Here is a 21,760-nt window from a genome sequence, read left to right as displayed (position 1 = left end):
TCCGCAGGTTCGGGGCGGCCGCCGACGGCTTCAGCCGTCGATGAACCAGAGCTCTTCCATCGTCAGTGTGTACGCCTCGGTGTGGCGCACCCGGAACACCGAGGTCTGCAGGTGGGGCCACGCCCACGGGTCGGCCTGCCCGAGTCCGAGGGCGACGAGGGCCTTCCACTCGACGTCCTCCGGTTCCTCGTCCAGGTCGAGGCCGAGGTCCTCCAGGACGCCGTCGGGGATGCCGAGCGCCTCGACGAGGGCGTGCGGGTCGCCGGTGAGCTTCCACGGGTCCATGGTGGGCCAGCCGGACGCGTGGAACAGCGGGCCGCCGGGGAGCCGGATGACGTCCTCGGTGTGGGCCTCCCCGCAGTCCACCTCGGCCCGGCCGACGATCCGGGCGTGCGGGTGGCGCCGCCGCAGCTCCTCCGTGAGCGCCAGGAGCGGTTCGTCGTTGCCGTTGTCCACGAAGGCGGGGTCGGAGACGGCGGTGACGTTCCCCCAGCAGCCGACCCGGATCAGCTCCAGGTCGGACCGCGTCTCCAGGTACGGCGACTCCGCCGCCGGCCGGCCCGGCAGCTCGCCCAGGACGGCGTCCACGGTAGGGAACTCCTCGGCGAAGCGGCGCGCCCGGACGGGGTCGTGCGGAGGGAGTTCGGTGGCGGTCACGTCGAAGGGCGGCTCCAGGACGGTGATCGTGAAGGTGCCGCTCCCCCGGACGGGGCGGTCCGGGGGCGACGTCCAGAACTCGGTGTGGGTCATGCCGCCACCGTAGCGACCCGCCTCGCTCCACCGGCCGTACGCCCCTTGCGTGTCACGGGAGTTGGCCTGGCGCTCTCCGTCGCACCGGCGGCGGTGTGCCGGAGGTCGGTGGCCCCGGGGCCACGCGCCGGGGGCGGAAGAAAACACGTGGACCCCGTGGGCAGCGGCACGGGAGAATCCGTTTGCTCACCTTTCGGTAAGACAACACTGGGTTGGGTATGGGATCACCTGAATCGCACGAAGGATTACCGAGCAAGGGTTCGGTCCTCCTCGCACTTCGCTCCTACACACGGGAACTGGTCCGCCTCCGGTGGCTGACGCTGCCGGCGATGCTGCTGCCGGCGCTGGGCAACATCGGGATCCACTACATCGCGCCGCTGGTCGTCGCCAAGCTCGTCGGCCGGATCGCCGGGGACGGCGGCGACGCCGACGCCCTCGGTGCGATGCTGCCCTACATCCTGCTGTTCGCCGGCGTGCTGCTCGCCGCGGAGGCGCTGTGGCGGCTCGGGCTGCACTGCCTGAACCGGGTCGACGCGCGCGGCATCGAGCACCTCTACGTGACGGGCATGGACGAGCTGTTCGCCAAGGACGCGGCCTTCTTCCACGACAACTTCGCCGGCTCGCTGACCAAGCGGGTGCTGAGCTACGCCTCCCGCTTCGAGGAGTTCGTCGACACGCTGACGTTCTCGGTGATGGGAAGCTTCCTGCCGCTGCTGTTCGCCTCGGTGGTGCTGTGGCAGTACGACCCCCTGCTCGTCGTCGGCCTCCTGACGATGATCGCGGTCACCGGACTCGTCGCGGCGCCGCTGATCCGCCGCCGTCAGGCCCTCGTCGCGCAGCGCGAACAGGCCATCGCCCGGGTGTCGGGGCACGTCGCCGACAGCCTGATGAACATGGACACGGTCCGGGCGTTCGCCGCCGAGGACCGGGAGGCCGCCGAGCACCGCTCCCGCGTGGCGGAGTCCCGGCGGCTCACCCTGCGCTCCTGGGACTACGGCAATCTCCGGATCGACACGCTGGTCGCGCCGATGTCGGTGCTCACCAACGTCCTCGGCCTGGTGCTCGCACTGGGGCTCGGCGGGGCGGACCACGGGGTGGAGGCGGTCATCGTGGCCTTCACCTACTACGCGAACGCCACCCGCATCATGTTCGAGTTCAACCAGATCTACCGCCGTCTGGAGAGCTCGATGACCGAGGCGGCGCAGTTCACCGAGCTGCTCGTCGACCCGCCGACGGTCCGCGACGCCGACCGCCCGGAGCCGCTCGTGGGGCGTCCGTCCGACGTCCGCTTCGACGGCGTGACCTTCGCCCACGGCGGTGCCAAGCCGCTGTTCGAGGGGCTCGACCTGGACGTGCCGAGCGGGGCGCGGATCGGGCTGGTCGGGCGGTCCGGCGGCGGCAAGACGACGCTGACACGGCTGCTGCTGCGGATGACGGACATCGAAGGCGGCCGGATCCTCGTCGGCGGACAGGACATCAGCAGGATGCGCCAGGCCGACCTCCGCGGCCTGATCGCCTACGTGCCCCAGGACCCGGTGATGTTCCACCGCACGCTGCGGGACAACATCGCGTTCGCCCGGCCGGACGCCACCGAGGCCGAGATCCGGCGGGCCGCGGAGGCCGCGCACGTCACGGAGTTCGCCGACGGGCTGCCGGACGGGTTCGCCACGATGGTCGGCGAGCGGGGGGTGAAGCTGTCCGGAGGCCAGCGGCAGCGGGTCGCCCTCGCCCGGGCCATCCTGCGGGACGCGCCGATCCTGCTCCTGGACGAGGCGACCAGCGCGCTGGACTCGGAGAGCGAGATCCTCGTCCAGGACGCGCTCTGGCGGCTGATGGAGGGACGGACGGCGCTGGTGGTGGCGCACCGGCTCAGCACCGTCGCGACGATGGACCGCCTCGTCGTCCTCGACCGGGGCCGGATCGTCGAGCAGGGCTCGCACCAGGAACTGCTGGACGCCAAGGGCGCGTACGCCAGGCTCTGGCAGCACCAGTCCGGCGGCTTCCTCGACGACGCGGAGGGCGACGTCCGCCCCTCGGAGGACGCCACCACGGCGGCGGACCTGCGCTGACGGGGCGCTTCTTCCCGGCCCCGCCCGCCGGGCCGGGGAGAAGCGCCCCGTCCGCCCGGGCCCCGCGTCGGACCGCGTCGGACCGCGTTCCGGCGTGGGGCACATCCGTGCGAGAGGTGGTGTGACGCGCCTGGTGAGAGCCGTGCACCCGCGAGGATGAGCCGCGGCGGCTCCCGGCTCGGCGTGCGGACTCCGGGGGCCGGCGCGTCGGAGAGTGGGCGCCGACGTCCGTCCTCTTCGAGCAGGGAGCCTGATGGGCACGCGCCCCCTTCTTCGTTGCCGCACGACCCTCGCCGTCGCGGTCCTCGCCGCCGTGACCGCGACCGCGCCCGGGGCTCTGCCCGCGCGCGGATCGTCGGCGTCCGCCGCCACGTCGGCCTTCGACACCACACCCGCCCGCGAGGCGCTGGAGCGCCTGCTGCCCTCCAGCGCGGAGCAGTTCACTCTGATCCCGGTCGAGGAGCCGCCCGAGGGGGCCTCCTTCTCCGTCTCCGGGGAGCCCGGCGCCGTCGAGGTGCGGGGCACGTCCCCGGCGACGCTGCTCGCCGGGGTGGGCTGGTACCTGGAGCGGGTCGCCGGTGTCGACATCGGGTGGCCCGGCGAGAGCGTGGCACGGCTGCCCGCCACGCTGCCGGGGGTGTCCGGCACCCTCACCCGGTCCGCGACCGTGCGCCACCGCTACGCCCTCAACGACACGGACGAGGGGTACTCCGGCGCCTACCGCGACTTCGACGCCTACCGGCACGACATCGACGTGATGGCGCTGCACGGCGTGAACGAGGTCTTCGTGCCGACCGGCGCGGAGTACCCGTACCACCAGGCGCTCCAGCAGTTCGGATACGACGCCGCGGAGCTGCGCCGCTGGATCCCCGCACCCGCCCACCAGGCGTGGTGGCTGCTGCAGAACCTGTCGGCGTTCCCGGAGCCGGTGTCCGAGCAGCTGATCGAGGCGCGCGCGGCCCTGGGGAGCCGGATCGCACGGCATCTGCGTGCGCTCGGCATGACGCCGGTGCTGCCGGGCTTCTTCGGCACGGTGCCGCCGGGGTTCGCGGCCCGCAACCCGGGCGCGGTGACGGTGCCGCAGGGCAAGTGGGTCGGGTTCGACCGGCCCGACTGGCTCGATCCGACCGGCCCGGTGTTCGCCCGGCTGGCGGCGGCGTACTACCGGGCCCAACGGCAGCGGTTCGGCGCGACCACCATGGTCAAGATGGACCTGCTGCACGAGGGCGGCAGCGCGGGGTCCGTCGACGTCGCCGCGGCCGCCGGCGCCGTCCAGCGGGCGCTGGACGCGGCGCACCCCGGGGCGGTGTGGGTGATGCTCGGCTGGCAGGACAACCCGGGCCCCACGCTGCTGAGCGGGGTGGACCGCAGCCGGGTGCTGATCGTCGACGGGCTCTCCGACCGGTACGACGGCCTCGACCGGGAGACGCAGTGGGGCGGCACGCCGTACGCCTTCGGGTCGATCGCGAACTTCGGCGGACACACCACGATCGGCGCCAACACGGGGGTGTGGACGAGCCGCTTCCACACGTGGCTGGCGAAGCCCGACAGCGCACTGGCCGGCATCGCCTGGCTGCCGGAGGCCACCGGCGGGAACCCCGCCGCGTTCGACCTGTTCTCCGAACTCGCCTGGCAGCCCGGCCCGGTCGACCGGCGTGAGTGGTTCGCCGCCTACGCCGCCCGGCGCTACGGCGGTGCCGACCCGCATGCGGCCGCCGCCTGGGAGCAGCTGCGGACCGGCCCGTACAGCGGGCTCTCCGGCACGTGGAGCGAGCCGCAGGACAGCCTCTTCACCGCGCGTCCGAGCCTGACGACCGCGCGGGCGGCGCGGTGGAGCCCGACGGCCATGCGCTACGACCCGGAGACCGTGGAGCGGGCGCTGTCCGAGCTGCTGCGCGTGGCGCCCGCGCTGCGGACCACCGACGCGTACCGCTTCGACGTGGTGGACGTGGCACGGCAGGCGCTCACCAACCGCGCCCGGGTCCTGCTGCCGCGGATCAGGAGCGCGTACGAGGCCGGGGAGCTGGAGACGTTCCGGTCGCTGGTGCGGGAGTGGGGCGCGGACGAGGACCTGCTCGGGCGGCTGGTCGGCTCCGACCGGCGCTTCCTGCTCGGCCCCTGGCTGGCCGGCGCGAGGTCGTGGGGCGGCGACCCCGCCGAGCGTGACCGGCTGGAGTACGACGCCCGCTCGATCCTCACCACCTGGGGCGGTCGGGTGCCGAGCGAGAACGGCGGGCTGCACGACTACGCCAACCGCGAGTGGGACGGACTGGTCCGGGACTTCTACGCGCCCCGCTGGGACGCCTACTTCGCAGGTCTCGACCGTGCCCTGGTGACGGGCACGGCGCCGGAGCCCGTCGACTGGTTCGCGAGGGAGGACGCCTGGGCCAGGAGCCACGGGACGTATCCGACGGAACCCACCGGCGACCCGGTGGCGCTGGCGGGCGAGGTGCACGCGGCGCTGCTCACGGCCACGTCCGCGCGGGCCGAGGGGGGCGCGCGGGTCATGTGCGCCGGGAGCCGTCCCGCCCGCGGGTCGGGGCCGTGCCCGGGCCGCTGAGGGGTCCGGACGCCCGGGGCGTGGTGGTGCGCGGCGGACCTGGAACGTGAGGGGCCGGCCGGCGGCGGACGGTGCGTCGTCCGCCCCGGGGTGGACCATGCACCGGGTCGGCGGCAGCGACGCGGGCCTGGTGACGGCCCGCGTGCCGGCGGGCGTCCTCGACGAGGTCGTCGGCGTGCGGGGGCCGGGGCGCAGGCCCCCCGGGTTCACTCGACCGTGCCCCACCAGGTCCCGCCCCGGGTGGCGTCCGCCGCGGGGTGGTCGGGGGCGCCGTCGGCGAGCGCGAGCCGGGTGACGACGCGGTAGCGGTCGCCGCGGTAGAGGGAGCGGACGTACTCGACGGGCCGGCCGGCGGTGTCGGAGGTGACGCGGTCGAAGAGCAGGGCGGGCGAGAGGACGGGCACGTCGAGGAGGGCGGCCTCCTCCTCGCTCAGCACGGTCGGTTCGATGGACTGGACGGCGTGGGCCGTGCGGACGCCGCACCGCTCGCGGAGGTGGGCGTAGAAGCCGCCCTCCATGTCGGCCGCGGTGAGGCCGGGGACGAGATCGGCGGGGACGTGCAGCTGCTCCAGGGCGATGGGCGCCCCGTCGACGTGCCGGAGGCGGGTCACGTGGACCAGCTCGGCCGCCGGGGAGAGGGCGAGTTTGCGGCCGATGCGGGCGCCGGCGCGGACGGTGCGGAGGTCGAGCACGGTGCTGGTCCAAGTGCCGGGGCTGCGGGGGACGCTCGCCGCGGGGTCGTCGGCGACCAGCTCCTGGGTGATCTTGGCGGGGGCGACGAACATGCCGCGGCCGTGCTCCCGCACCAGCAGGCCGGTGGCGACGAGTTCGTCGACCGCCGCCCGGAGCGTGGGGCGCGAGACGCCGAGCGAGGCGCAGAGGGTGCGCTCGGAGGGGATGGCGTCGCCGGGGCGCCGGCCGTCGATCACGGCGAGCAGATGCGCGCGCACCCGTTCCCGCTTCAGTTCCATCGTGCCCTCCCCGGTGCGCCGTCCGCCCGCGGGTCAGTATGCATCCCCTTCGGTCGACGAGGTCACGAGGCCGTCGCGGGTGAAGTCGAGACGGGAGACGATGCGGTAGCGGTCGCCGCGGTAGACCGAGTGGACGTACTCCACGGGGCGGCCGGCGGTGTCGAGGGTGAGGCGTTCGATCAGGAGCGCGGGCGAGAGGACCGGGACGTCGAGGAGGGCGGCCTCGGCCTCGCTGACGACGGTGGGTTCGATCGACTGGGTGGCCTCCTGGACGTGGACCCGGTGGTGCTCGCGCAGGTGGTCGTAGAGGTCGCCCGCCTCCAGTTCCTCCGGGCTGAGTGCCGCGCCCACCAGGTCGGCGGGGATGTGCAGGTGCTCGATGGCCATGGGCGCGCCGTCGACGAGGCGCAGGCGGGCGACGTAGAGCAGCTCCGCGGCGGGTGAGAGGCGCAGCCTGCGGCCGATGCGGGCGCCGGCGCGGATGGTGGCGGACTCCAGGACGGTGCTGGACCAGTCGCCGGAGGCGCGGGGGACGGCGAAGGCCGAGTCGTCCGGGGCGAGCCGCTGGGTGATCTTGGCGGGGGCGACGAACATGCCGCGGCCGTGTTCCCGCACCAGCAGGCCGGTGGCGACGAGTTCGTCGACCGCCGCCCGGAGCGTGGGGCGCGAGACGCCGAGCGAGGCACAGAGGGTGCGCTCGGAGGGGATGGCGTCGCCCGGTCCGAGCCCCTCGACGAGGCCCAGCAGGTGTTCCCGTACCCGCTCCCGTTTCAGCACTCCGCCGGCGGAGCCGTCCTTCATGCCACTCTCCCTGACTGGTCAACTGGTAAGAGCGATAGTAACCGGACCAGTTGGCCAGTGACCCGATGAACAGCACATGTTTTTCTGGGGATTGACGGCTCCCTCGGTCCATGCCACCTTCTGGTCACACACCTGACCACTTGACCAATTGGTCAACTACCTTTCGAGGTGCCCGTGAAGAGAAGACCCCTCGCCGGCTCCGTCGCCCTCGCGGCGGCCGTCGCCCTCACCGCCACCGCCTGTGGCGGCACGGACGATCCGTCGGCCTCCGGCGGACCGGAGAAGGTCACCGTCTGGATCATGAAGGACAGCGTCACCGACGCCTTCCTCACCCGCTTCCGCACCGGCTTCGAGGCCGAGCACAAGGACATCGACCTCGACATCCAGATCCAGGAGTGGGACGGCATCGGCGAGAAGGTCACGGCCGCCCTCGCCAGCAAGGACGCCCCGGACGTCATCGAGGTCGGCAACACCCAGGTCGCGCAGTACGCCGCGAGCGGCGGCGTCCGCGACCTCACCGACCGCACGGCCGAGCTGAACGGCGCGGACTGGCTGCCCGGTCTCGCCGAACCCGGCAAGGTCGACGGCAAGCAGTACGGCATCCCGTGGTACGCGGCCAACCGCGTCGTCATCTACCACAAGGACCTCTTCGCCCGGGCCGGCGTCACGGCGCCCCCGAAGACGCAGGACGAGTGGCTGGCCGTCACCGCGAAGCTCAACAAGGGTGCCACACAGGGCATCTACCTGCCCGGCCAGAACTGGTACACCCTCTCCGGCTTCGTCTGGGAGGCGGGCGGCGACCTCGCCGTCCAGGACGGTTCGGCCTGGAAGGGCGCGCTCGACACCCCGCAGGCACTGTCGGGCATGGACTTCTACCGCCGGCTCCAGGCGCTCGGCAAGGGCCCCAAGGACTCCGACGAGGCCAAGCCCCCGCAGGCCGAGGTCCTCGCCAAGGGCGACGTCGCCCAGATCATCGCCGTGCCCGGGGGAGCGAAGATCGTCGAGGAGATCAACCCCGCCCTCAAGGGCAAGCTCGGCTTCTTCCCCGTGCCCGGGCGGACCGCCGAGCGGCCCGGCGCGGTCTTCACCGGCGGCTCCGACCTCATCGTCCCCGAGGCGTCCACCCACCCCGCCGCCGCCTACCAGGTCGTCAAGGCGCTGGCCGGGGAGAAGTGGCAGACCGACATGGCGAAGACCATGAGCTACGTCCCCAACCGCACCTCCCTCGCGCGCGTCATCCAGGACGACGAGGGCACCGCCGCCATGGCCGCCGGCGCCGCACGCGGCCGGGCGACGCCGAACTCCCCCCAGTGGGCGGCCGTCGAGGCCACCAACCCGATCAAGCAGTACATGACCGCCGTGCTCACCGGCACCGACCCCGCCCGGGCCGCGGCGACCGCCTCCGCGAGCATCACCCGGACCCTCGGCTCGTGAGGCAGGCCCCACGGCTCGCGAGGAGGCTCCCCCGGCCCGCGGAAGCCCCCGACCGGCCCGCGGAACGGGGGACCGGGCCGGCGGGAGGGAGCCCCTCGACCGGGGCGTCCCGCCCCCGGCGCCCGAGACGCCCCGCCGGGTCGCTCCGCCCCTATCTCCTGGTCGCCCCCACCGTCCTCGGCGGCGCGCTCCTCCTCGGCTACCCCCTCGTCCGGAACCTGCTGATCTCCTTCCAGCAGTTCGGCATGGGCGAACTCATCCGCGGCGGCGCCGGTTTCGTGGGGCTGCGGAACTACCGGACGGTGCTGGCCGACCCCGAGTTCTGGGAGGTCGTCCGCCGCACCTTCTGGTGGACCCTGGTCAACGTCACACTGATCATGGTGATCGGTACGCTGGTCGCCCTGATGATGCAGCGCCTCGGCCGGCGGATGCGGATCCTGGTGACGAGCGGGCTCGTCCTCGCGTGGGCGAGCCCCGTGATCGCCACCACGACCGTCTTCCAGTGGCTCTTCGCCTCCCGGCTCGGCGTGGTCAACTGGGTGCTGGTCCACCTGGGGTTCACCTCCTTCGAGGGCTACTCCTGGCTCGCCGACGGCCCCGCCGCGTTCACGGTCCTGGTCCTGCTGGTCGTCTGGCAGTCGGTGCCGTTCGCCGCGATCACCCTCCACTCGGCGCTGCTGACCGTCCCCGCGGAGCTGTACGAGTCCGCCCGGCTCGACGGCGCCGACGGCCGCCGGATCTTTCGGTCGATCACCCTGCCGCTGCTGCGTCCGGTCTTCGGCCTCGTCCTCTGCCTCGAAGTCATCTGGGTCTTCCGCTGCTTCGCGCAGATCTGGGCCGTCACCAAGGGCGGCCCGGGAGAGGCGACGACCACCCTGCCCGTCTACGCCTACCGGGTCGCGCAGTCCCTCCACCGCTACGACCTCGGGGCGGCCGTCTCCACCCTCACCGTCCTCATCCTCATGGCCGTGCTCATCGCCTACTTCCGCCAGCTGCTCCGACAGGAGGCCGACCGGTGACACCGCGCGCCCTGCGCCGGCTCCCGCTGAACACCGCGGCGGCCCTCGTCTTCGCCGTCGCCGTCTTCCCGGTGTACTGGATGGTCCTGACGGCGTTCCGGCCGACCCGCGACATCCAGTCCGAGACCCCGCGCTTCCTGCCCACCTCCGTGACCCTCGACCACTTCCGGCACGCCGTCGCGGCCGACGGCTTCTGGACGTTCTGGACCAACAGCCTGCTCGTGACCGCCGGCTGCGTCCTCCTCGCCCTCGTCGTCGCCCTCGCCGCCGCCTTCGCCGTGGCCCGGCTGCGCTGGCGCGGCCGCCGCGGCTTCCTCCTCATGGTGTTCCTCGCCCAGATGGCGCCCTGGGAGGCGCTGCTGATCCCGATGTACGTCATCGCCCGGGACGCCGACCTGCTCGACCGGCTGGCGACGCTCAGCCTGATCTACTTCATGATCACCCTGCCCTTCACGATCGTCACGCTCCGCTCGTTCCTCGCGGGCGTGCCGGCGGAGCTGGAGGAGGCCGCGCAGGTCGACGGCTGCACCCGGGCCGGGGCCTTCCGGCGCGTCACCCTGCCGCTGCTCGCCCCGGGCCTCCTCGCCACCTCGCTCTTCGGCTTCATCACCGCCTGGAACGAGTTCGCCTTCGCCAACATGCTGATCATCAAGAACCAGGACGACCGCACGCTGCCGGTCTGGCTCTCCTCGTTCTCCAACGTCTTCGGCACCGACTGGGGCGCCACCATGGCCGCCTCCACGCTCTTCGCCCTGCCCGTCCTCGTCCTCTTCCTGGTCCTGCAGGGCCGGGTCGCCGCCGGAATGACCGGCGGAGCCGTGAAGGGATAACGCACCGCGATGCCGCTGCCCCGCCTCGTCCCCGAGCCCACCCACCTCTCCGTCCTCCCCGGCCGGTTCACCTTCGACGCCACGACCACCCTCAAGGTCTCCCCCGGCGCGGACGCCGCCGCCGACCTGCTGCGCACCCTGCTCGGGCCGGCCACCGGCCTGCCCCTGCCCGCCCGCTCCGACGGCTCCGTCGTCCTCGCCCTCGACCGCGCCCTCACCGGCCTCGGCGACGAGGGGTACGGGCTGACCGTGGGCACCGAGGGAATCCTGCTGCGGGCCGCCCGCCCGCAGGGCCTCCTCGCCGGGATCCAGACCCTCCGCCAGCTCCTGCCCGTCGAGGCCCTCCATCCGGAGCCGGTCCCCGGCGTGGCCTGGTCGGTGCCCTGTGCGCAGATCACCGACATCCCGCGCTTCCCCTGGCGCGGCTCCATGCTCGACGTCGCCCGTCGCTTCCGCCCCGTCTCCTACCTCCGGCGGTACGTCGACCTCCTCGCCCTCCACAAGCTCAACGTCCTCCACCTCCACCTCACCGACGACCAGGGCTGGCGGATGCCGGTCGCCGCCCTCCCCCGTCTCACCGAGGTCGGCGGCCACCCGCACGGCGGCGCGTACACCCGGGCCGAACTCACCGGCCTCGTCGCCTACGCGGCGGAGCGCGGCGTCACCGTGGTGCCCGAGATCGAGATGCCCGGTCACGTCCGGGCCGCCCTCGCCGCGTACCCCGAACTCGGCAACCACCCCGGCCGCACCTACGACGTGTGGGACCGGTGGGGCGTCTGCGACACCATCCTCGGTGTCCACGACGAGGCCCTCGCCTTCTGCCGCACGGTCCTGGACGAGGTGATGGACGTCTTCCCGTCCCCGTACGTCCACATCGGCGGCGAGGAGTGCCCCACCACCGAGTGGCACACCTCCCCGGCCGCCCTCCGCAGGGCCGCCGAGGAGGGACTGCCCGGTCCCGACGCCCTCCACGGCTGGTTCATGGAGCGGGTCGGCCGGCACCTCATCGACGCCGGCCGGCGGCCGCTGAGCTGGACCGAGAACGGCGCCGACCTCCCGTCGTACTTCACCGTCATGCCCTGGCGCGACGCCGACCACGGGCGCACCGCCGTCCGGCGCGGCCACGAGGTCGTCATGGCGCCCCACCGCACCACCTACCTCGACTACCCGCAGACCGCCAGCCCCGCCGAACCGCCCGGCCAGGCCGGTGAGGTCGTCGACCTGCGCGCCGTCCACGGCAACGACCCGGCGCCGGCGGACTGGAGCCCGGAGGAGGCCGCCCGGGTGCTCGGCTCCCAGGTCCAGCTGTGGACGGAGTACGTGCCCACCGCGGCCCACGCCGAGTACCTCACCTTCCCCCGGCTCTGCGCGCTCGCCGAGGTCGTCTGGACCGGCCGCCACGACTGGCCGGGCTTCCAGGAGCGCCTGCGCCACCACCGGACCCGGCTCGACGCCCTCGGGGTGCCGCGCCGGCTGTCCCCCGCGGCTCTGTGACCGCCCCCGTACCCCCGCTCCATCCCACCCCAGGAGAGGAATCCCCCATGAGCCACCCGTCGAGGAACAGGACGACGCGGATCCGTGCCGCACTCGTCGTCGCCGCAGTGACCGGGCTCGGCGCCACCGCGCTCACCGCCCTTCCCGCCGCCGCGGCCGGTGAGTCCGTCGCCGTCCAGTACCGGCAGAGCTCCACCGGCGGCGACCAGGTCGAGCCCTGGCTGAAGGTGGTCAACACCGGCACGTCGAGCATCCCGCTCAGCCAGGTGAAGGTCCGCTACTACTTCAAGGCCGACGCCGGCGCGTCCTACACCTACGCCTGCTCGTGGGCGGTCAAGGGCTGCGCCAACCTGACCGGCACCTTCGGCACGCTCGCGAACCCGACCGCGACCGCCGACCGCTACCTGGAGGTCGGCTTCACCGCCGGCGCCGGCTCCCTCGCCCCCGGCGCGGACACCGGCGACATGCAGCTGCGGTTCCACCGCTCCAACTGGCAGCAGCTCAACCAGAACGACGACTACTCCTTCGGCCCGGCCCAGACGGCGTACGCCAACTGGTCCAAGGTCACCGCGACCGTCGCCGGCGTCCCCGTCTGGGGCACCGCGCCGGCGGGCAACGACCCGACGCCGACCCCCACGCCGACCGGTCCGACCACCCCGCCGCCCACCGGGGCCGCCCTCTTCGACGACTTCGACTACACCGGGCACACCGACCCGGCGATCGACACCCACGGCTGGAGCGTCCGCTCCAACGCCGGCGGCCCGGGCGTGCCCGGCGCCACCTGGGCCCCCGAGAACGTGACCTTCGCCAAGGAGGGCACGAACTCGATCATGAACCTGCGGACCTCCACCGCGGGGACCGGCGAGTCCACCCGGCACACCGAGATCCTCACGCGGGCCAGCAAGTTCAGGAACGGCACCTACGCGGCCCGGGTGCGCTTCTCCGACGCCCCGGTCTCCGGCCCGGACGGCGACCGCCTCGTCCAGACGTTCTTCACCATCAACGACCTCAAGGCCCCCATGGCCGACGACTACGCCGAGTACGACTTCGAGTACCTGCCCAACGGCGGCTGGGGCGAGCCGGCCAACATCCTCTACACCACCTCCTGGGAGACCTACCGGCCCGACCCCTGGGAGGCCGTCAACCAGCACTCCGAGTCGCGCACCAGCTACGCCGGCTGGCACGACCTCGTCCTCACCATCGACGACAACACGATCGTCTACTACGTCGACGGCCAGGAGTTCGGCCGGCACGACGCCCGCTACCTGCCCGAGCGCCCGATGTCCATCAACTTCAACCAGTGGCTGATCGACCTCGCCGGCCAGACCTCCACCACCCCCCGGTCCTACGACCAGAAGGTCGACTACGTCCTGCACGTCAAGGACCAGGTCCTCACCCCCGCACAGGTCGCCGCCAAGGTCGGCGCCTACCGGTCCGCCGGGACCACCTTCGAGGACACCGTCCCCTCGGCGTCCTAGCACCACCGGCCCCGGCCGCCCCGCACCCGGCCCGCCCCCTCCTCCGAGGGGGCGGGCCCCGCGGCGTCACGGCCCGGGCAGGGGTCAGCCGCGGGGTGCACGGCCGGAGAAGCGGGGCGCCAGTACGTGGGCGAGGGCCAGGAGGCTGAGGGCGAACATCAGGACGCCCAGCGGGACATGGAGCTCGGGCCGGCGGGCGACGCCCAGGACCACCTGGACCGAGGCGAGGACCAGGAAGCCGGACGAGTAGAGGATGGGGCGGGGCGATCCGCCGCCCGGGCGCCAGGCGAGGATCGCGGCCAGGACGTACAGCATCGTCGCGCCGTACATCACCCGGGCGCCGACGCCGTGCAGCAACTCCCCGTGGGAGGAGGTCAGGAGCAGCCCCGCGGTGGCCGCCTGGAAGAACAGGGTGACGGTCTGCAGGGCGATCGAGACCTGGAGGAACGTGCGGCTGCTCGGTGCCGGCATCGTGTCGGTGGCCATGGTGCGGTCCCCTCTTCTGCCCGGTGGGCGGTGGCTCGGTACTGTCTCGATCATTCGACGAAGCAGCACCGCGGAATGTGAGGTCGTGCTCCGGCCCGATGGGCGGTGACGGTCCTCGCGGGGTCGAGTACGGGACGGAACCGGACGACGAGGGAGCGGCAGCGACCATGAACACCCCATCCGAGGCGGCGACCGGCCCGTACGGCCGGCAGCTGAGCGTGATCGTCGGCGAGCGGCGCCGGCTGACCGACCTCGCCTACCGGCTGCTGGGTTCGCTGTCCGAGGCCGAGGACGCGGTGCAGGAGACGTACACCCGCTGGTACGCCCTGTCACGGCGTCAGCAGGAGGCCGTCGCGTCGCCGGGAGCCTGGCTGACGACGGTCGCCGGGCGCGTCTGCCTGGACGTGCTCGGCTCCGCGCGGGCGCGGCGCGAACGGTACGTGGGCGCCTGGATACCGGAGCCGCTGCCGGACCGCGCCGAGTGGTCCCGCGGGCGGACGGGCGGCGGGGGCGCGGAGCCGGTGGACCCGGCCGACCGCGTCACCCTCGACGAGTCGGTGAACATGGCCTTCCTCGTGGTGCTGGAGTCCATGACGCCGGCCGAGCGCGTGGCGTTCGTCCTGCACGACGTGTTCCGCTACCCCTTCGCCGAGATCGCCGAGATCGTCGGGCGCTCGCCGGCGGCCTGTCGGCAACTGGCGTCCTCGGCCCGCCGGCGGATCCCCGACGAGGGGGCGCCGGCGGCTCCGGCGGCGGCGGGCCGGGCCGGTGTGGTGCGGAGCTTCAAGGAGGCGTGGGAGGCCCGGGACATCGAGGCCCTCGTGGGTCTCCTCGATCCCGACGCGACGATGACCGCGGACGGCGGGGGCTTCGTCGGAACGGTGCTGCGTCCGGTCGAGGGCGCTGCACGCATCGCCCAGTACCTGATCCACATCGCCGACAAGGCGCCCGGGCTCGTCCTCCTGGAACGGTCGGTCAACGGCCGTCCGGGGCTGGTGGCGCAGCACGCGGGCACGACGGTGACCGTCGCCGCCTTCGGCCTGTCCGACGGCCGGGTCAGCCGCATCTGGGCGGTCCGGAACCCGGAGAAGCTGCGCCCGTGGAACGAGGCCGGCCCCGCCGACGACGAGCGTGCGGGCGGTGACGACAGGCCCTAAGGATGGGGGACGACGACGATCTGGACCTCGTCCTCGTAGACGATCCGGCCGGGGTCGGCGGACCGGATCATCCGGCAGTCTACGCCGTGGGCGGCGAGGAGGGCGAGGTAGCCGGGGACCCGGTCGATGAGGTGGGTGGCCGTGGGCTTGAACCAGGCCGTGGCACCGGGGTTGACGGCGTCGTCGTAGACGGTGGGGTCGACGGTGGACGGGTCGGGGTAGGCGGCGTCGTACCAGCGGTTGTGGGCGCGCCGGAAGGACTCCTGCTCCTCGGTGAGGCGTCCCTGCCGGGCGAGGTTGTTGACCAGGCCGAAGACGCCGGTGAAGTGGCCCCGGCCGTTGCGGTGGGGCGACTGGAACCGTACGTACTCCACGACCGTGCCGTGCTCGTCGGTCATCCTCATGGGTCCTCTCGGTATGCGGGCGGGTGGTGGATACGCTGCCCGGCATGGAGACAGCCAAGACCGACGGCACGGCCCCGCGCGCGCCCCGCGTCCTCGACGCGGAGGAGCTCCTGGCCGACCCGGTGCTCGGGCCGGGGTTCGCCGCGGCGGCCCACCGCATCCTGGCGGAGCTGGTCCGCGGCGGTGCCGCGCTCGGCTGGATCGACCCGCCGACGGCCGGTGAGGTGGCGGCGCTCGTCGACGACGTCGTCGCCGCGGTACGGGCCGGCGACGGGGCCCTGCGCGCCGCGTACGCGGACGGCCGTCTGGCCGGCTTCGGCTACTGGCTCCGTCACGCGCGGCCGACGCACCGCCCGCACGCCGATCTGGAGAAGCTCGCGGTGGACGCCGCCGCCCAGGGACACGGGGTCGGCCGGGCCCTCACCGTCGCCCTGATCTCCGACGCGCGGCGGGCCGGCATCGAGGTCCTCACCCTGGACGCGCGGGGCGACAACACGGGCGCGCTCGGGCTCTACCGGTCGCTGGGCTTCTCGGAGTACGGCCGGCTGCCGGACTTCGTGGCCGTCGGGGCCCGCCGCTACGACAAGGTCCTCTGCCTGCTGGACCTCCGCGGTTCCCGTCCTCACGCGTCCGGCGCGTCGAGGACGGCGAGCTGAGCGGTGACGCGTTCCGAGGACCAGGTGGTCAGCCAGGCGGCGAAGTCCCCCGCGTAGGCACGGGGGGCGGACTCCACGCGCATGATCAGGGCGAGGTAGATCCGGTAGAGGGCCAGGCGGACGCGGGCGGTGCCGTCGAGGGCCGGGACGGGGGCCACCGAACGGTAGCCGGCCATCAGGTCGGGGTCGTCCTCGGCCGCGCCGAGCGGGTCGAGACCGACGAGTTCGGCCAGGGGGTCGCCGAAGAAGGCGCGCTCCCCGTCGATGAGTCCGACCGGCAGCCAGGTGTCGCCGGCGGCGCGGGTGAGGACGACGTTCCCCTCCCAGGCGTCGAAGTGGACGAGCGCGGGCCTGCGCACCAGGGCGAGCTGGCGGGCGAACCGCTCGGGGAGGCCGGCGAGGAGCGCCGCCGGGGCGGGCAGCGGGACGGCGAAGCGGGCCGCGTCGGCGAGGACGGCGTGGAGCATGGCGGTGAACGCGGAGGGCCAGTCGGGGCCGGTGAGGCCCAGGGCGGGCCGGGGGTAGCCGAACTCCGGTCCGGTGACCGTGGCGACGCGGGCCAGGCTCTCCCCCACGCCGTGGCGCAGGGCGGCACGGTCGGCGGGGGCGAGGGTCTCGCGGGACGCCTCCCAGGTGGTTCCGTCGAGGTAGGAGAGCAGCAGCCACTCGGCGGGCGTTCCGGGGCCCGCCGGCTCGTGGTGCACGACGGCGGGGACGCGGACCCCCGCGTCGGCGGCCAGGCGGTGGAAGAGCGCCTCGGTGCCGAGCAGGCCCTGTTCGTGGGTGAGGGCCGGTGCGGTCGCCGGTGGCGCCGTCTTGAGGATCAGCCGCCGTCCGTCGGCGAGTTCCAGCAGGCGGGCGGAGTTGTACAGGCCCCCGCTGAGGGCGGTGTCCCGCAGGACGGTGACGGGGCCGAGGGCGCGGCGGACGCGCGCGGCCGCGGAATCGGGCGCGGGATCGGGGCCCGGCGTGGGCGCGGCGGCGTCGGTGGCGGTCATGGAGCGCTCCTGAAGGGGAAGGCGGTGGAGGGGGGCCGGACGAGTCCACCCGGAGCGGCGCCCGTGTCGGGCCCCGGCCGGCTGCGCCCGCCACGTGCGACTCGACGCTTTGCTTTTGAGTCGATCCGTCGCACATTTACGCCGCTCAGTCGGCGTCTTTCTCTCGGCGGCCCCTCCGCCGGCACCCGGCTCAGCCGGCGGGCGGCGGCGCGGTCGAGCCCCGGACGACGAGCTCGGGCTCGAAGAGCAGCTCGCCGGGGTGGGTCTGGGTGCCCTGGATCTGGGCGCAGAGCAGTTCGACGACGGCCCGGCCCATGGCTTCGATGGGCTGGCGGACCGTGGACAGCGGCGGTTCGGTGCAGTTCATGAAGGCCGAGTCGTCGAAGCCGACGACCGAGACGTCCGTCGGGACCGAGAGGCCCCGCCGGCGCGCGGCCCGGATGGCCCCCAGGGCGAGGGGGTCGCTGGCGCAGACGATGCCGGTGACCCCCCGGTCGAGGAGCCGGCCGGTGGCGGCCTGGCCCCCTTCGAGGGAGAAGATCGAGCGCTCGACGAACGCGTCGGCCAGGTCCCTTCCGGCGCCCGCGGCGACCGCGCGGGCCGCTTCGAGCTTGCGGCGGGAGGGGACGTGGTCGGCCGGCCCGAGGACCAGGCCGATCCGCTCGTGGCCGAGGGAGGCGAGGTGCCGCCACGCCTGCTCGACGGCGACGGCGTCGTCGCAGGAGACGCAGGGGAAGTCGAGCCCCTCGATCGCCGCGTTGATCAGGACGACCGGGATGTTCCGCTCGGCCAGCTGGTGGTAGTGGTCGTGCGGCGCGGCGGCCTGGGCGAAGAGCCCGCCGGCGAAGACCACCCCGGAGACCTGCTGCTGGAGGAGGAGGTCCACGTAGTCGGCCTCGGAGACGCCGCCCTTGGTCTGCGTGCACAGCACGGGGGTGAGCCCCTGTTGGGCGAGCGCACCGCCGATGACCTCGGCGAACGCGGGGAAGATCGGGTTCTGGAGCTCCGGCAGGACGAGGCCGACGAGCCGGGCGCGCTCGCCCCGCAGCTGGGTGGGGCGCTCGTACCCGAGGACGTCGAGGGCGGTGAGCACGGACTGCCGGGTCGCTTCGGACACTCCGGGCTTGCCATTGAGGACACGGCTGACCGTCGCCTCGCTGACCCCCACCTTCTTCGCCACCTGAGCAAGTCGTCGCGTCATGGCCGCAAGGCTAGCGCAAGGGGCGCAAGCCGGTTGCGGGCCTGCGGGCCCCTTTTCCGACCGCGGGGCGGACGGTCCGGGGCCGCCCCCTGCGAGGCGCGAGGGGCGGCTCTCCGGTGACCGGACGGCTCGGCCGTCCCTTCCGAGGCGGCGGCCTAGGCCGTCGCCTCCCGGTGGGCGCGGACGATGTCGGCGTAACGGCGGCCGCTCGACTTCACGGTGCGCCGCTGCGTCGCGTAGTCGACGTGCACGAGGCCGAAGCGCTTGTCGTAGCCGTAGGCCCACTCGAAGTTGTCGAGCAGGGACCAGGCGTAGTAGCCGGCGAGCGGGGCTCCCTTGCGCACGGCGGCGGCGCAGGCGGCGATGTGCTGCTCCAGGTACCGGGTGCGGTCCGGGTCGTGGACCTGGCCGTCGGGGCCGACGGTGTCGGGGAAGGCCGAGCCGTTCTCCGTGACGTACAGCTTGCGGACGCCGTAGTCCTCGGTGAGCCGCAGCAGGAGGGCCTCCAGGCCGCCCGCGTCGATCTGCCAGTCCATGCCGGTGCGCGGCACGTCGGGGAGCCGGACCTCGGTGGCGTACGGGACCGGGCCGGCGGGGTCGTCGGCGACGGTGGCGGGGAAGTAGTAGTTGAGGCCGTGCCAGTCGAGGGGCGAGGCGATGGTCTCCAGGTCGCCGGGCCGCTCGGGGAGTTCGACCCCGTACAGCTCGCGCATGTCGGCCGGGAAGCCGCGGCCGTACACCGGGTCGAGCCACCAGCGGTTGGTGTGGCCGTCCATCCGGGTCGCGGCGGCGATGTCCTCGGGTCGGGTGGAGGCGGGGACGATGGTGGAGTGGTTGGTGACCAGGCCGATCTGCGCGCCGGGGGCGGCGGCGCGGACGGCCTGGGTGGCGAGGCCGTGCGCGAGCAGGAGGTGGTAGGAGGCGCGGACGGCGGCGGTCAGGTCGGTGAGGCCCGGGGCCATGCGGCCTTCCAGGTGGCCGATCCAGCCGGAGCAGAGGGGCTCGTTGAGGGTGGCCCACTGGGTGACGCGGTCGCCGAGGCGCTCGGCGACGACGGCGGCGTAGGAGGCGAGGTGTTCGGCGGTCTCGCGGACGGTCCAGCCGCCGCGGTCCTGGAGGGCCTGCGGCAGGTCCCAGTGGTAGAGGGTGACGGACGGCGCGATGCCGGCGTCGAGGAGGCCGTCGACGAGGCGGTCGTAGAAGTCGAGTCCGGCCGCGTTGACCGGTCCGTCGCCGCCGGGGACGATGCGGGGCCAGGCGACGGACAGCCGGTAGGCGTCGGTCCCGAGCTCCTTCATCAGGGCGATGTCCTCGGGCCAGCGGTGGTAGTGGTCGCAGGCGACGTCGCCGTGGTCGCCGTTGTCGATGGCTCCGGGGACGCGGGAGAAGGTGTCCCAGATGGAGGGGCCGCGGCCGTCCTCGGCGACGGCGCCCTCGATCTGGTACGCGGAGGTGGCCGTGCCCCAGGTGAAGGAGGACGGGAAGGCGGCGAGGTCGAGCGGTTCAGACACAGGAGTCCTTTCGGGGGCGGTGGCGCCGGTGGAGCGCGTCACTTGACCGCGCCGGCGGTGAGGCCGGTGACGAGGTAGCGCTGGAGGAGGAGGAAGCCGGCGACGACGGGGACGCTCACCACGAGGGAGGCGGCCATCACCTGGTTCCAGTAGACGTCGTTCTGGGTGGCGTAGCCCTGGAGTCCGACGGCGAGGGTGCGGGTGGTGTCGTTGGTCATGACGGAGGCGAAGAGGACCTCGCCCCAGGCCGTCATGAAGGCGTAGACGGCGACGGCGACGATGCCGGGGATGGCGGCGGGGACGATGACCCGGAAGAGGGCTCCGAGGGGTCCGCAGCCGTCGACCTTGGCGGCTTCGTCGAGGTCGCGCGGGACCGCGTCGAAGTAGCCGATGAGCATCCACACGGAGAACGGCAGCGAGAAGGTCAGATACGTGAGGATCAGACCGCCGCGCGAGCCGAACAGGGCGATGCCGGTGGCGTTGCCGATGTTGACGTAGATGAGGAACAGCGGCAGCAGGAAGAGGATGCCGGGGAACATCTGCGTGGACAGCACGGTGACCGTGAAGACGCGCTTGCCGCGGAAGTTGTACCGGCTGACCGCGTAGGCGGCGAAGACCGCGATGGTGACGGAGCAGACCGTCGCGGCCCCGGCGACCACCAGCGAGTTCACGAAGTAGTCCGCGAGCGGGACGGTCTCCCAGATGTCGAAGTACGGCCGGAGGGTGAGTCCGGAGGGGATCCACTGGAACTTCCCGGACACGTCCTCCAGCGGCTTGAGGGAGCTGGAGACCATCACGTACACCGGCAGCAGGACGAAGCCGGTGAGGAGGGTGAGGAAGATCCGGCGGCTCCAGAGGAAGGAGCGGGGGGCCGCCATGGGCGAGCGGGGCCGGCCGCGGCGGGCCGTCGGGGTGCGCGGGGGCGCGGTGCGGCTAGACATCGGTGGCCTTCCTTCCCCGGGTGGTGAGGAGCAGGTAGACGCCCGTGACGACCAGGAGGAAGAGCAGGAGGAGCACCGACATCGCGGAGCCGGTGCCGAAGTTCCAGGTCTGGAACGAGGACTGGTAGATGTGCAGGGAGATCAGGTCGGCGGATTCGGGGGCCGCCTTGCCGAACAGGACGAACGGGGTGTTGAAGTCGTTGAACGTCCAGAGGAAGAGGACGAGGACCAGCACCTGGTTGACCGGTCGCAGCGACGGGAGCGTGATGCGGCGGATCTGCTGCCAGACGCCCGCGCCGTCGAGGGCGGCGGCCTCGTAGATCTCCTTGGGGATGTTCTGGAGCCCCGCCATCATGATCAGGAAGGCGAAGGGCCAGCCCTTCCAGACGGAGACGACGAGCAGGGTGTAGAAGGCGTTGTCCCCGATGAGCCAGAAGGCGGGGCTGTCGCCGATGCCGAGCTGGTCGTGGAGGACGTGGTTCACGAGGCCGTTGTCCCGCTGGAACATGAACGCCCAGGTGATGACGGCCGCGTAGACCGGCAGGGCGTACGGGACGAGGAAGAGCGCCCGCAGGAAGCCCCGGCCCCGGAACGTCTCCTGCATGAAGATCGCCGCCGCGGTGCCGAGCAGCCAGCACAGGCCGACCGAACAGAGCGTGAAGAGGCAGGTGGTGAGGAACGAGCCGAGCAGGGCCTCGCCGACGGGGGCGTCGAAGTCGACGGAGACGGTGTAGTTGTCCAGACCGGCCCAGGGAGCGCTGGTCCAGTCGCGGATGAAGAACTGGGTGAGTTCCCGGAAGCTCATCACGATGCCGATGAACATCGGGATGAGGTGGACCAGGAGCTCCAGGAGCAGGGCCGGAAGGAGCAGCATGTACGGGAGGCCGAGGGCCCGGAGCCGCCCGGGGCGGCGCCTGCGCGGCGCCGTCCCGGGGGTGTTCCGCTGTTCGCTCCGTCCGCCGGTCTTCTCGATGGCGGTGGTGGTCATGGTGGTGTCCGG

General features: G+C 73.1%; 19 protein-coding genes. 9 read left to right on the top strand and 10 right to left on the bottom strand.

The annotated features are described in order from the left end of the window. Positions 1 to 30: 30 nt before the first annotated feature. Positions 31 to 750 (bottom strand): DUF6333 family protein, encoded by a 720-nt coding sequence (locus tag ACZ60W_RS24065; RefSeq protein WP_469757421.1) that lies wholly within the window; start codon positions 748 to 750, stop codon positions 31 to 33. Positions 751 to 968: 218 nt separating this feature from the next. On the opposite strand from ACZ60W_RS24065, the gene ACZ60W_RS24060 reads away from it, so the two are divergent. Together ACZ60W_RS24060 and ACZ60W_RS24055 are read left to right on the top strand one after the other, a co-directional pair. Continuing rightward, positions 969 to 2,819, top strand: a complete 1,851-nt coding sequence (locus tag ACZ60W_RS24060) for an ABC transporter ATP-binding protein (RefSeq protein WP_469757420.1) — start codon at positions 969 to 971, stop codon at positions 2,817 to 2,819. 253 nt (positions 2,820 to 3,072) lie between these two features. Beyond that, on the top strand, positions 3,073 to 5,379 hold the full coding sequence (locus tag ACZ60W_RS24055) for an alpha-N-acetylglucosaminidase (protein ID WP_469757419.1): 2,307 nt from the start codon (positions 3,073 to 3,075) through the stop codon (positions 5,377 to 5,379). 206 nt (positions 5,380 to 5,585) lie between these two features. Here the strand turns inward: ACZ60W_RS24055 and ACZ60W_RS24050 are convergent, their stop codons facing one another. Next, positions 5,586 to 6,350, bottom strand: a complete 765-nt coding sequence (locus ACZ60W_RS24050; protein WP_469757418.1) for a GntR family transcriptional regulator — start codon at positions 6,348 to 6,350, stop codon at positions 5,586 to 5,588. Positions 6,351 to 6,383: 33 nt separating this feature from the next. Further along, positions 6,384 to 7,151 carry a GntR family transcriptional regulator gene (locus ACZ60W_RS24045; protein ID WP_469757417.1) on the bottom strand — a complete coding sequence of 256 codons (768 nt, stop codon included), beginning with the start codon at positions 7,149 to 7,151 and terminating at the stop codon, positions 6,384 to 6,386. A gap of 174 nt (positions 7,152 to 7,325) precedes the next feature. Here ACZ60W_RS24045 and ACZ60W_RS24040 point away from each other — a divergent pair, with 174 nt between their 5' ends. From ACZ60W_RS24040 to ACZ60W_RS24020, 5 genes are read left to right on the top strand one after another with little or no spacing between them, the layout of a single operon-like run. Then, on the top strand, positions 7,326 to 8,585 hold the full coding sequence (locus ACZ60W_RS24040; protein WP_469757416.1) for an extracellular solute-binding protein: 1,260 nt from the start codon (positions 7,326 to 7,328) through the stop codon (positions 8,583 to 8,585). Then, positions 8,582 to 9,604, top strand: a complete 1,023-nt coding sequence (locus ACZ60W_RS24035; protein WP_469757415.1) for a carbohydrate ABC transporter permease — start codon at positions 8,582 to 8,584, stop codon at positions 9,602 to 9,604. The genes ACZ60W_RS24040 and ACZ60W_RS24035 overlap by 4 nt, the downstream gene beginning before the upstream one ends. Continuing rightward, entirely contained in the window at positions 9,601 to 10,434 is an 834-nt protein-coding gene (locus ACZ60W_RS24030) for a carbohydrate ABC transporter permease (RefSeq protein WP_469757414.1), read from the top strand. Before ACZ60W_RS24035 ends, ACZ60W_RS24030 begins: the two co-directional genes overlap by 4 nt. Before the next feature lie 9 nt (positions 10,435 to 10,443). Further along, positions 10,444 to 11,928: a beta-N-acetylhexosaminidase gene (locus tag ACZ60W_RS24025; protein WP_469757413.1), complete on the top strand. Its 1,485-nt coding sequence runs from the start codon at positions 10,444 to 10,446 to the stop codon at positions 11,926 to 11,928. Between the two features lie 47 nt (positions 11,929 to 11,975). Further along, a complete protein-coding gene (locus ACZ60W_RS24020) occupies positions 11,976 to 13,406 on the top strand; it encodes a cellulose binding domain-containing protein (protein ID WP_469757412.1) in 1,431 nt (476 codons plus the stop codon). An 84-nt stretch (positions 13,407 to 13,490) separates the two neighbouring features. Here the strand turns inward: ACZ60W_RS24020 and ACZ60W_RS24015 are convergent, their stop codons facing one another. Beyond that, a complete protein-coding gene (locus ACZ60W_RS24015) occupies positions 13,491 to 13,892 on the bottom strand; it encodes a hypothetical protein (protein WP_469757411.1) in 402 nt (133 codons plus the stop codon). Between the two features lie 167 nt (positions 13,893 to 14,059). Between ACZ60W_RS24015 and sigJ the strand changes: the two genes are divergently transcribed. Beyond that, positions 14,060 to 15,049 (top strand): RNA polymerase sigma factor SigJ, encoded by a 990-nt coding sequence (gene sigJ / locus ACZ60W_RS24010; protein WP_469757410.1) that lies wholly within the window; start codon positions 14,060 to 14,062, stop codon positions 15,047 to 15,049. Here the strand turns inward: sigJ and ACZ60W_RS24005 are convergent. Further along, entirely contained in the window at positions 15,046 to 15,447 is a 402-nt protein-coding gene (locus tag ACZ60W_RS24005; RefSeq protein WP_469757409.1) for a hypothetical protein, read from the bottom strand. The two genes, sigJ and ACZ60W_RS24005, sit on opposite strands and share 4 nt — an antisense overlap. A gap of 50 nt (positions 15,448 to 15,497) precedes the next feature. Here ACZ60W_RS24005 and ACZ60W_RS24000 point away from each other — a divergent pair, with 50 nt between their 5' ends. Continuing rightward, on the top strand, positions 15,498 to 16,109 hold the full coding sequence (locus ACZ60W_RS24000; RefSeq protein WP_469757408.1) for a GNAT family N-acetyltransferase: 612 nt from the start codon (positions 15,498 to 15,500) through the stop codon (positions 16,107 to 16,109). Here the strand turns inward: ACZ60W_RS24000 and ACZ60W_RS23995 are convergent. From ACZ60W_RS23995 to ACZ60W_RS23975, 5 genes are all read right to left on the bottom strand, one after another. After that, positions 16,076 to 17,107: a phosphotransferase family protein gene (locus ACZ60W_RS23995; protein WP_469757407.1), complete on the bottom strand. Its 1,032-nt coding sequence runs from the start codon at positions 17,105 to 17,107 to the stop codon at positions 16,076 to 16,078. The genes ACZ60W_RS24000 and ACZ60W_RS23995 overlap by 34 nt on opposite strands. A 190-nt stretch (positions 17,108 to 17,297) precedes the next feature. Continuing rightward, positions 17,298 to 18,308: a LacI family DNA-binding transcriptional regulator gene (locus ACZ60W_RS23990; RefSeq protein WP_469757406.1), complete on the bottom strand. Its 1,011-nt coding sequence runs from the start codon at positions 18,306 to 18,308 to the stop codon at positions 17,298 to 17,300. Between the two features lie 155 nt (positions 18,309 to 18,463). Further along, the gene (locus ACZ60W_RS23985) at positions 18,464 to 19,819 is read right to left on the bottom strand and encodes a GH1 family beta-glucosidase (protein WP_469757405.1); all 1,356 of its coding nucleotides are present in this window, start codon (positions 19,817 to 19,819) and stop codon (positions 18,464 to 18,466) included. Between the two features lie 38 nt (positions 19,820 to 19,857). After that, positions 19,858 to 20,697: a carbohydrate ABC transporter permease gene (locus ACZ60W_RS23980; RefSeq protein WP_366301858.1), complete on the bottom strand. Its 840-nt coding sequence runs from the start codon at positions 20,695 to 20,697 to the stop codon at positions 19,858 to 19,860. 55 nt (positions 20,698 to 20,752) lie between these two features. Beyond that, positions 20,753 to 21,748, bottom strand: coding sequence for a carbohydrate ABC transporter permease (locus ACZ60W_RS23975; protein ID WP_469757404.1), 996 nt, complete (start codon positions 21,746 to 21,748; stop codon positions 20,753 to 20,755). Positions 21,749 to 21,760 lie beyond the last annotated feature (12 nt).

The sequence above is a fragment of the Streptomyces sp. NPDC104202 genome (assembly GCF_055584185.1).
This window is presented reverse-complemented; position numbering and strand designations above follow the sequence as displayed.

Excerpts from the sequence above, each read along its gene's own strand:
- ACZ60W_RS23990 (WP_469757406.1), bottom strand. The coding sequence starts at position 18,308 with ATGACGCGACGACTTGCTCAGGTGGCGAAGAAGGTGGGGGTCAGCGAG.
- ACZ60W_RS24065 (WP_469757421.1), bottom strand. The coding sequence starts at position 750 with ATGACCCACACCGAGTTCTGGACGTCGCCCCCGGACCGCCCCGTCCGG.
- ACZ60W_RS23995 (WP_469757407.1), bottom strand. The coding sequence starts at position 17,107 with ATGACCGCCACCGACGCCGCCGCGCCCACGCCGGGCCCCGATCCCGCG.
- ACZ60W_RS24060 (WP_469757420.1), top strand. The coding sequence starts at position 969 with ATGGGATCACCTGAATCGCACGAAGGATTACCGAGCAAGGGTTCGGTC.
- ACZ60W_RS24055 (WP_469757419.1), top strand. The coding sequence starts at position 3,073 with ATGGGCACGCGCCCCCTTCTTCGTTGCCGCACGACCCTCGCCGTCGCG.
- ACZ60W_RS24045 (WP_469757417.1), bottom strand. The coding sequence starts at position 7,151 with ATGAAGGACGGCTCCGCCGGCGGAGTGCTGAAACGGGAGCGGGTACGG.
- ACZ60W_RS24025 (WP_469757413.1), top strand. The coding sequence starts at position 10,444 with ATGCCGCTGCCCCGCCTCGTCCCCGAGCCCACCCACCTCTCCGTCCTC.
- ACZ60W_RS24005 (WP_469757409.1), bottom strand. The coding sequence starts at position 15,447 with ATGACCGACGAGCACGGCACGGTCGTGGAGTACGTACGGTTCCAGTCG.
- ACZ60W_RS24020 (WP_469757412.1), top strand. The coding sequence starts at position 11,976 with ATGAGCCACCCGTCGAGGAACAGGACGACGCGGATCCGTGCCGCACTC.
- ACZ60W_RS24000 (WP_469757408.1), top strand. The coding sequence starts at position 15,498 with ATGGAGACAGCCAAGACCGACGGCACGGCCCCGCGCGCGCCCCGCGTC.
- ACZ60W_RS23980 (WP_366301858.1), bottom strand. The coding sequence starts at position 20,697 with ATGGCGGCCCCCCGCTCCTTCCTCTGGAGCCGCCGGATCTTCCTCACC.
- ACZ60W_RS24015 (WP_469757411.1), bottom strand. The coding sequence starts at position 13,892 with ATGGCCACCGACACGATGCCGGCACCGAGCAGCCGCACGTTCCTCCAG.
- sigJ (WP_469757410.1), top strand. The coding sequence starts at position 14,060 with ATGAACACCCCATCCGAGGCGGCGACCGGCCCGTACGGCCGGCAGCTG.
- ACZ60W_RS24050 (WP_469757418.1), bottom strand. The coding sequence starts at position 6,350 with ATGGAACTGAAGCGGGAACGGGTGCGCGCGCATCTGCTCGCCGTGATC.
- ACZ60W_RS23975 (WP_469757404.1), bottom strand. The coding sequence starts at position 21,748 with ATGACCACCACCGCCATCGAGAAGACCGGCGGACGGAGCGAACAGCGG.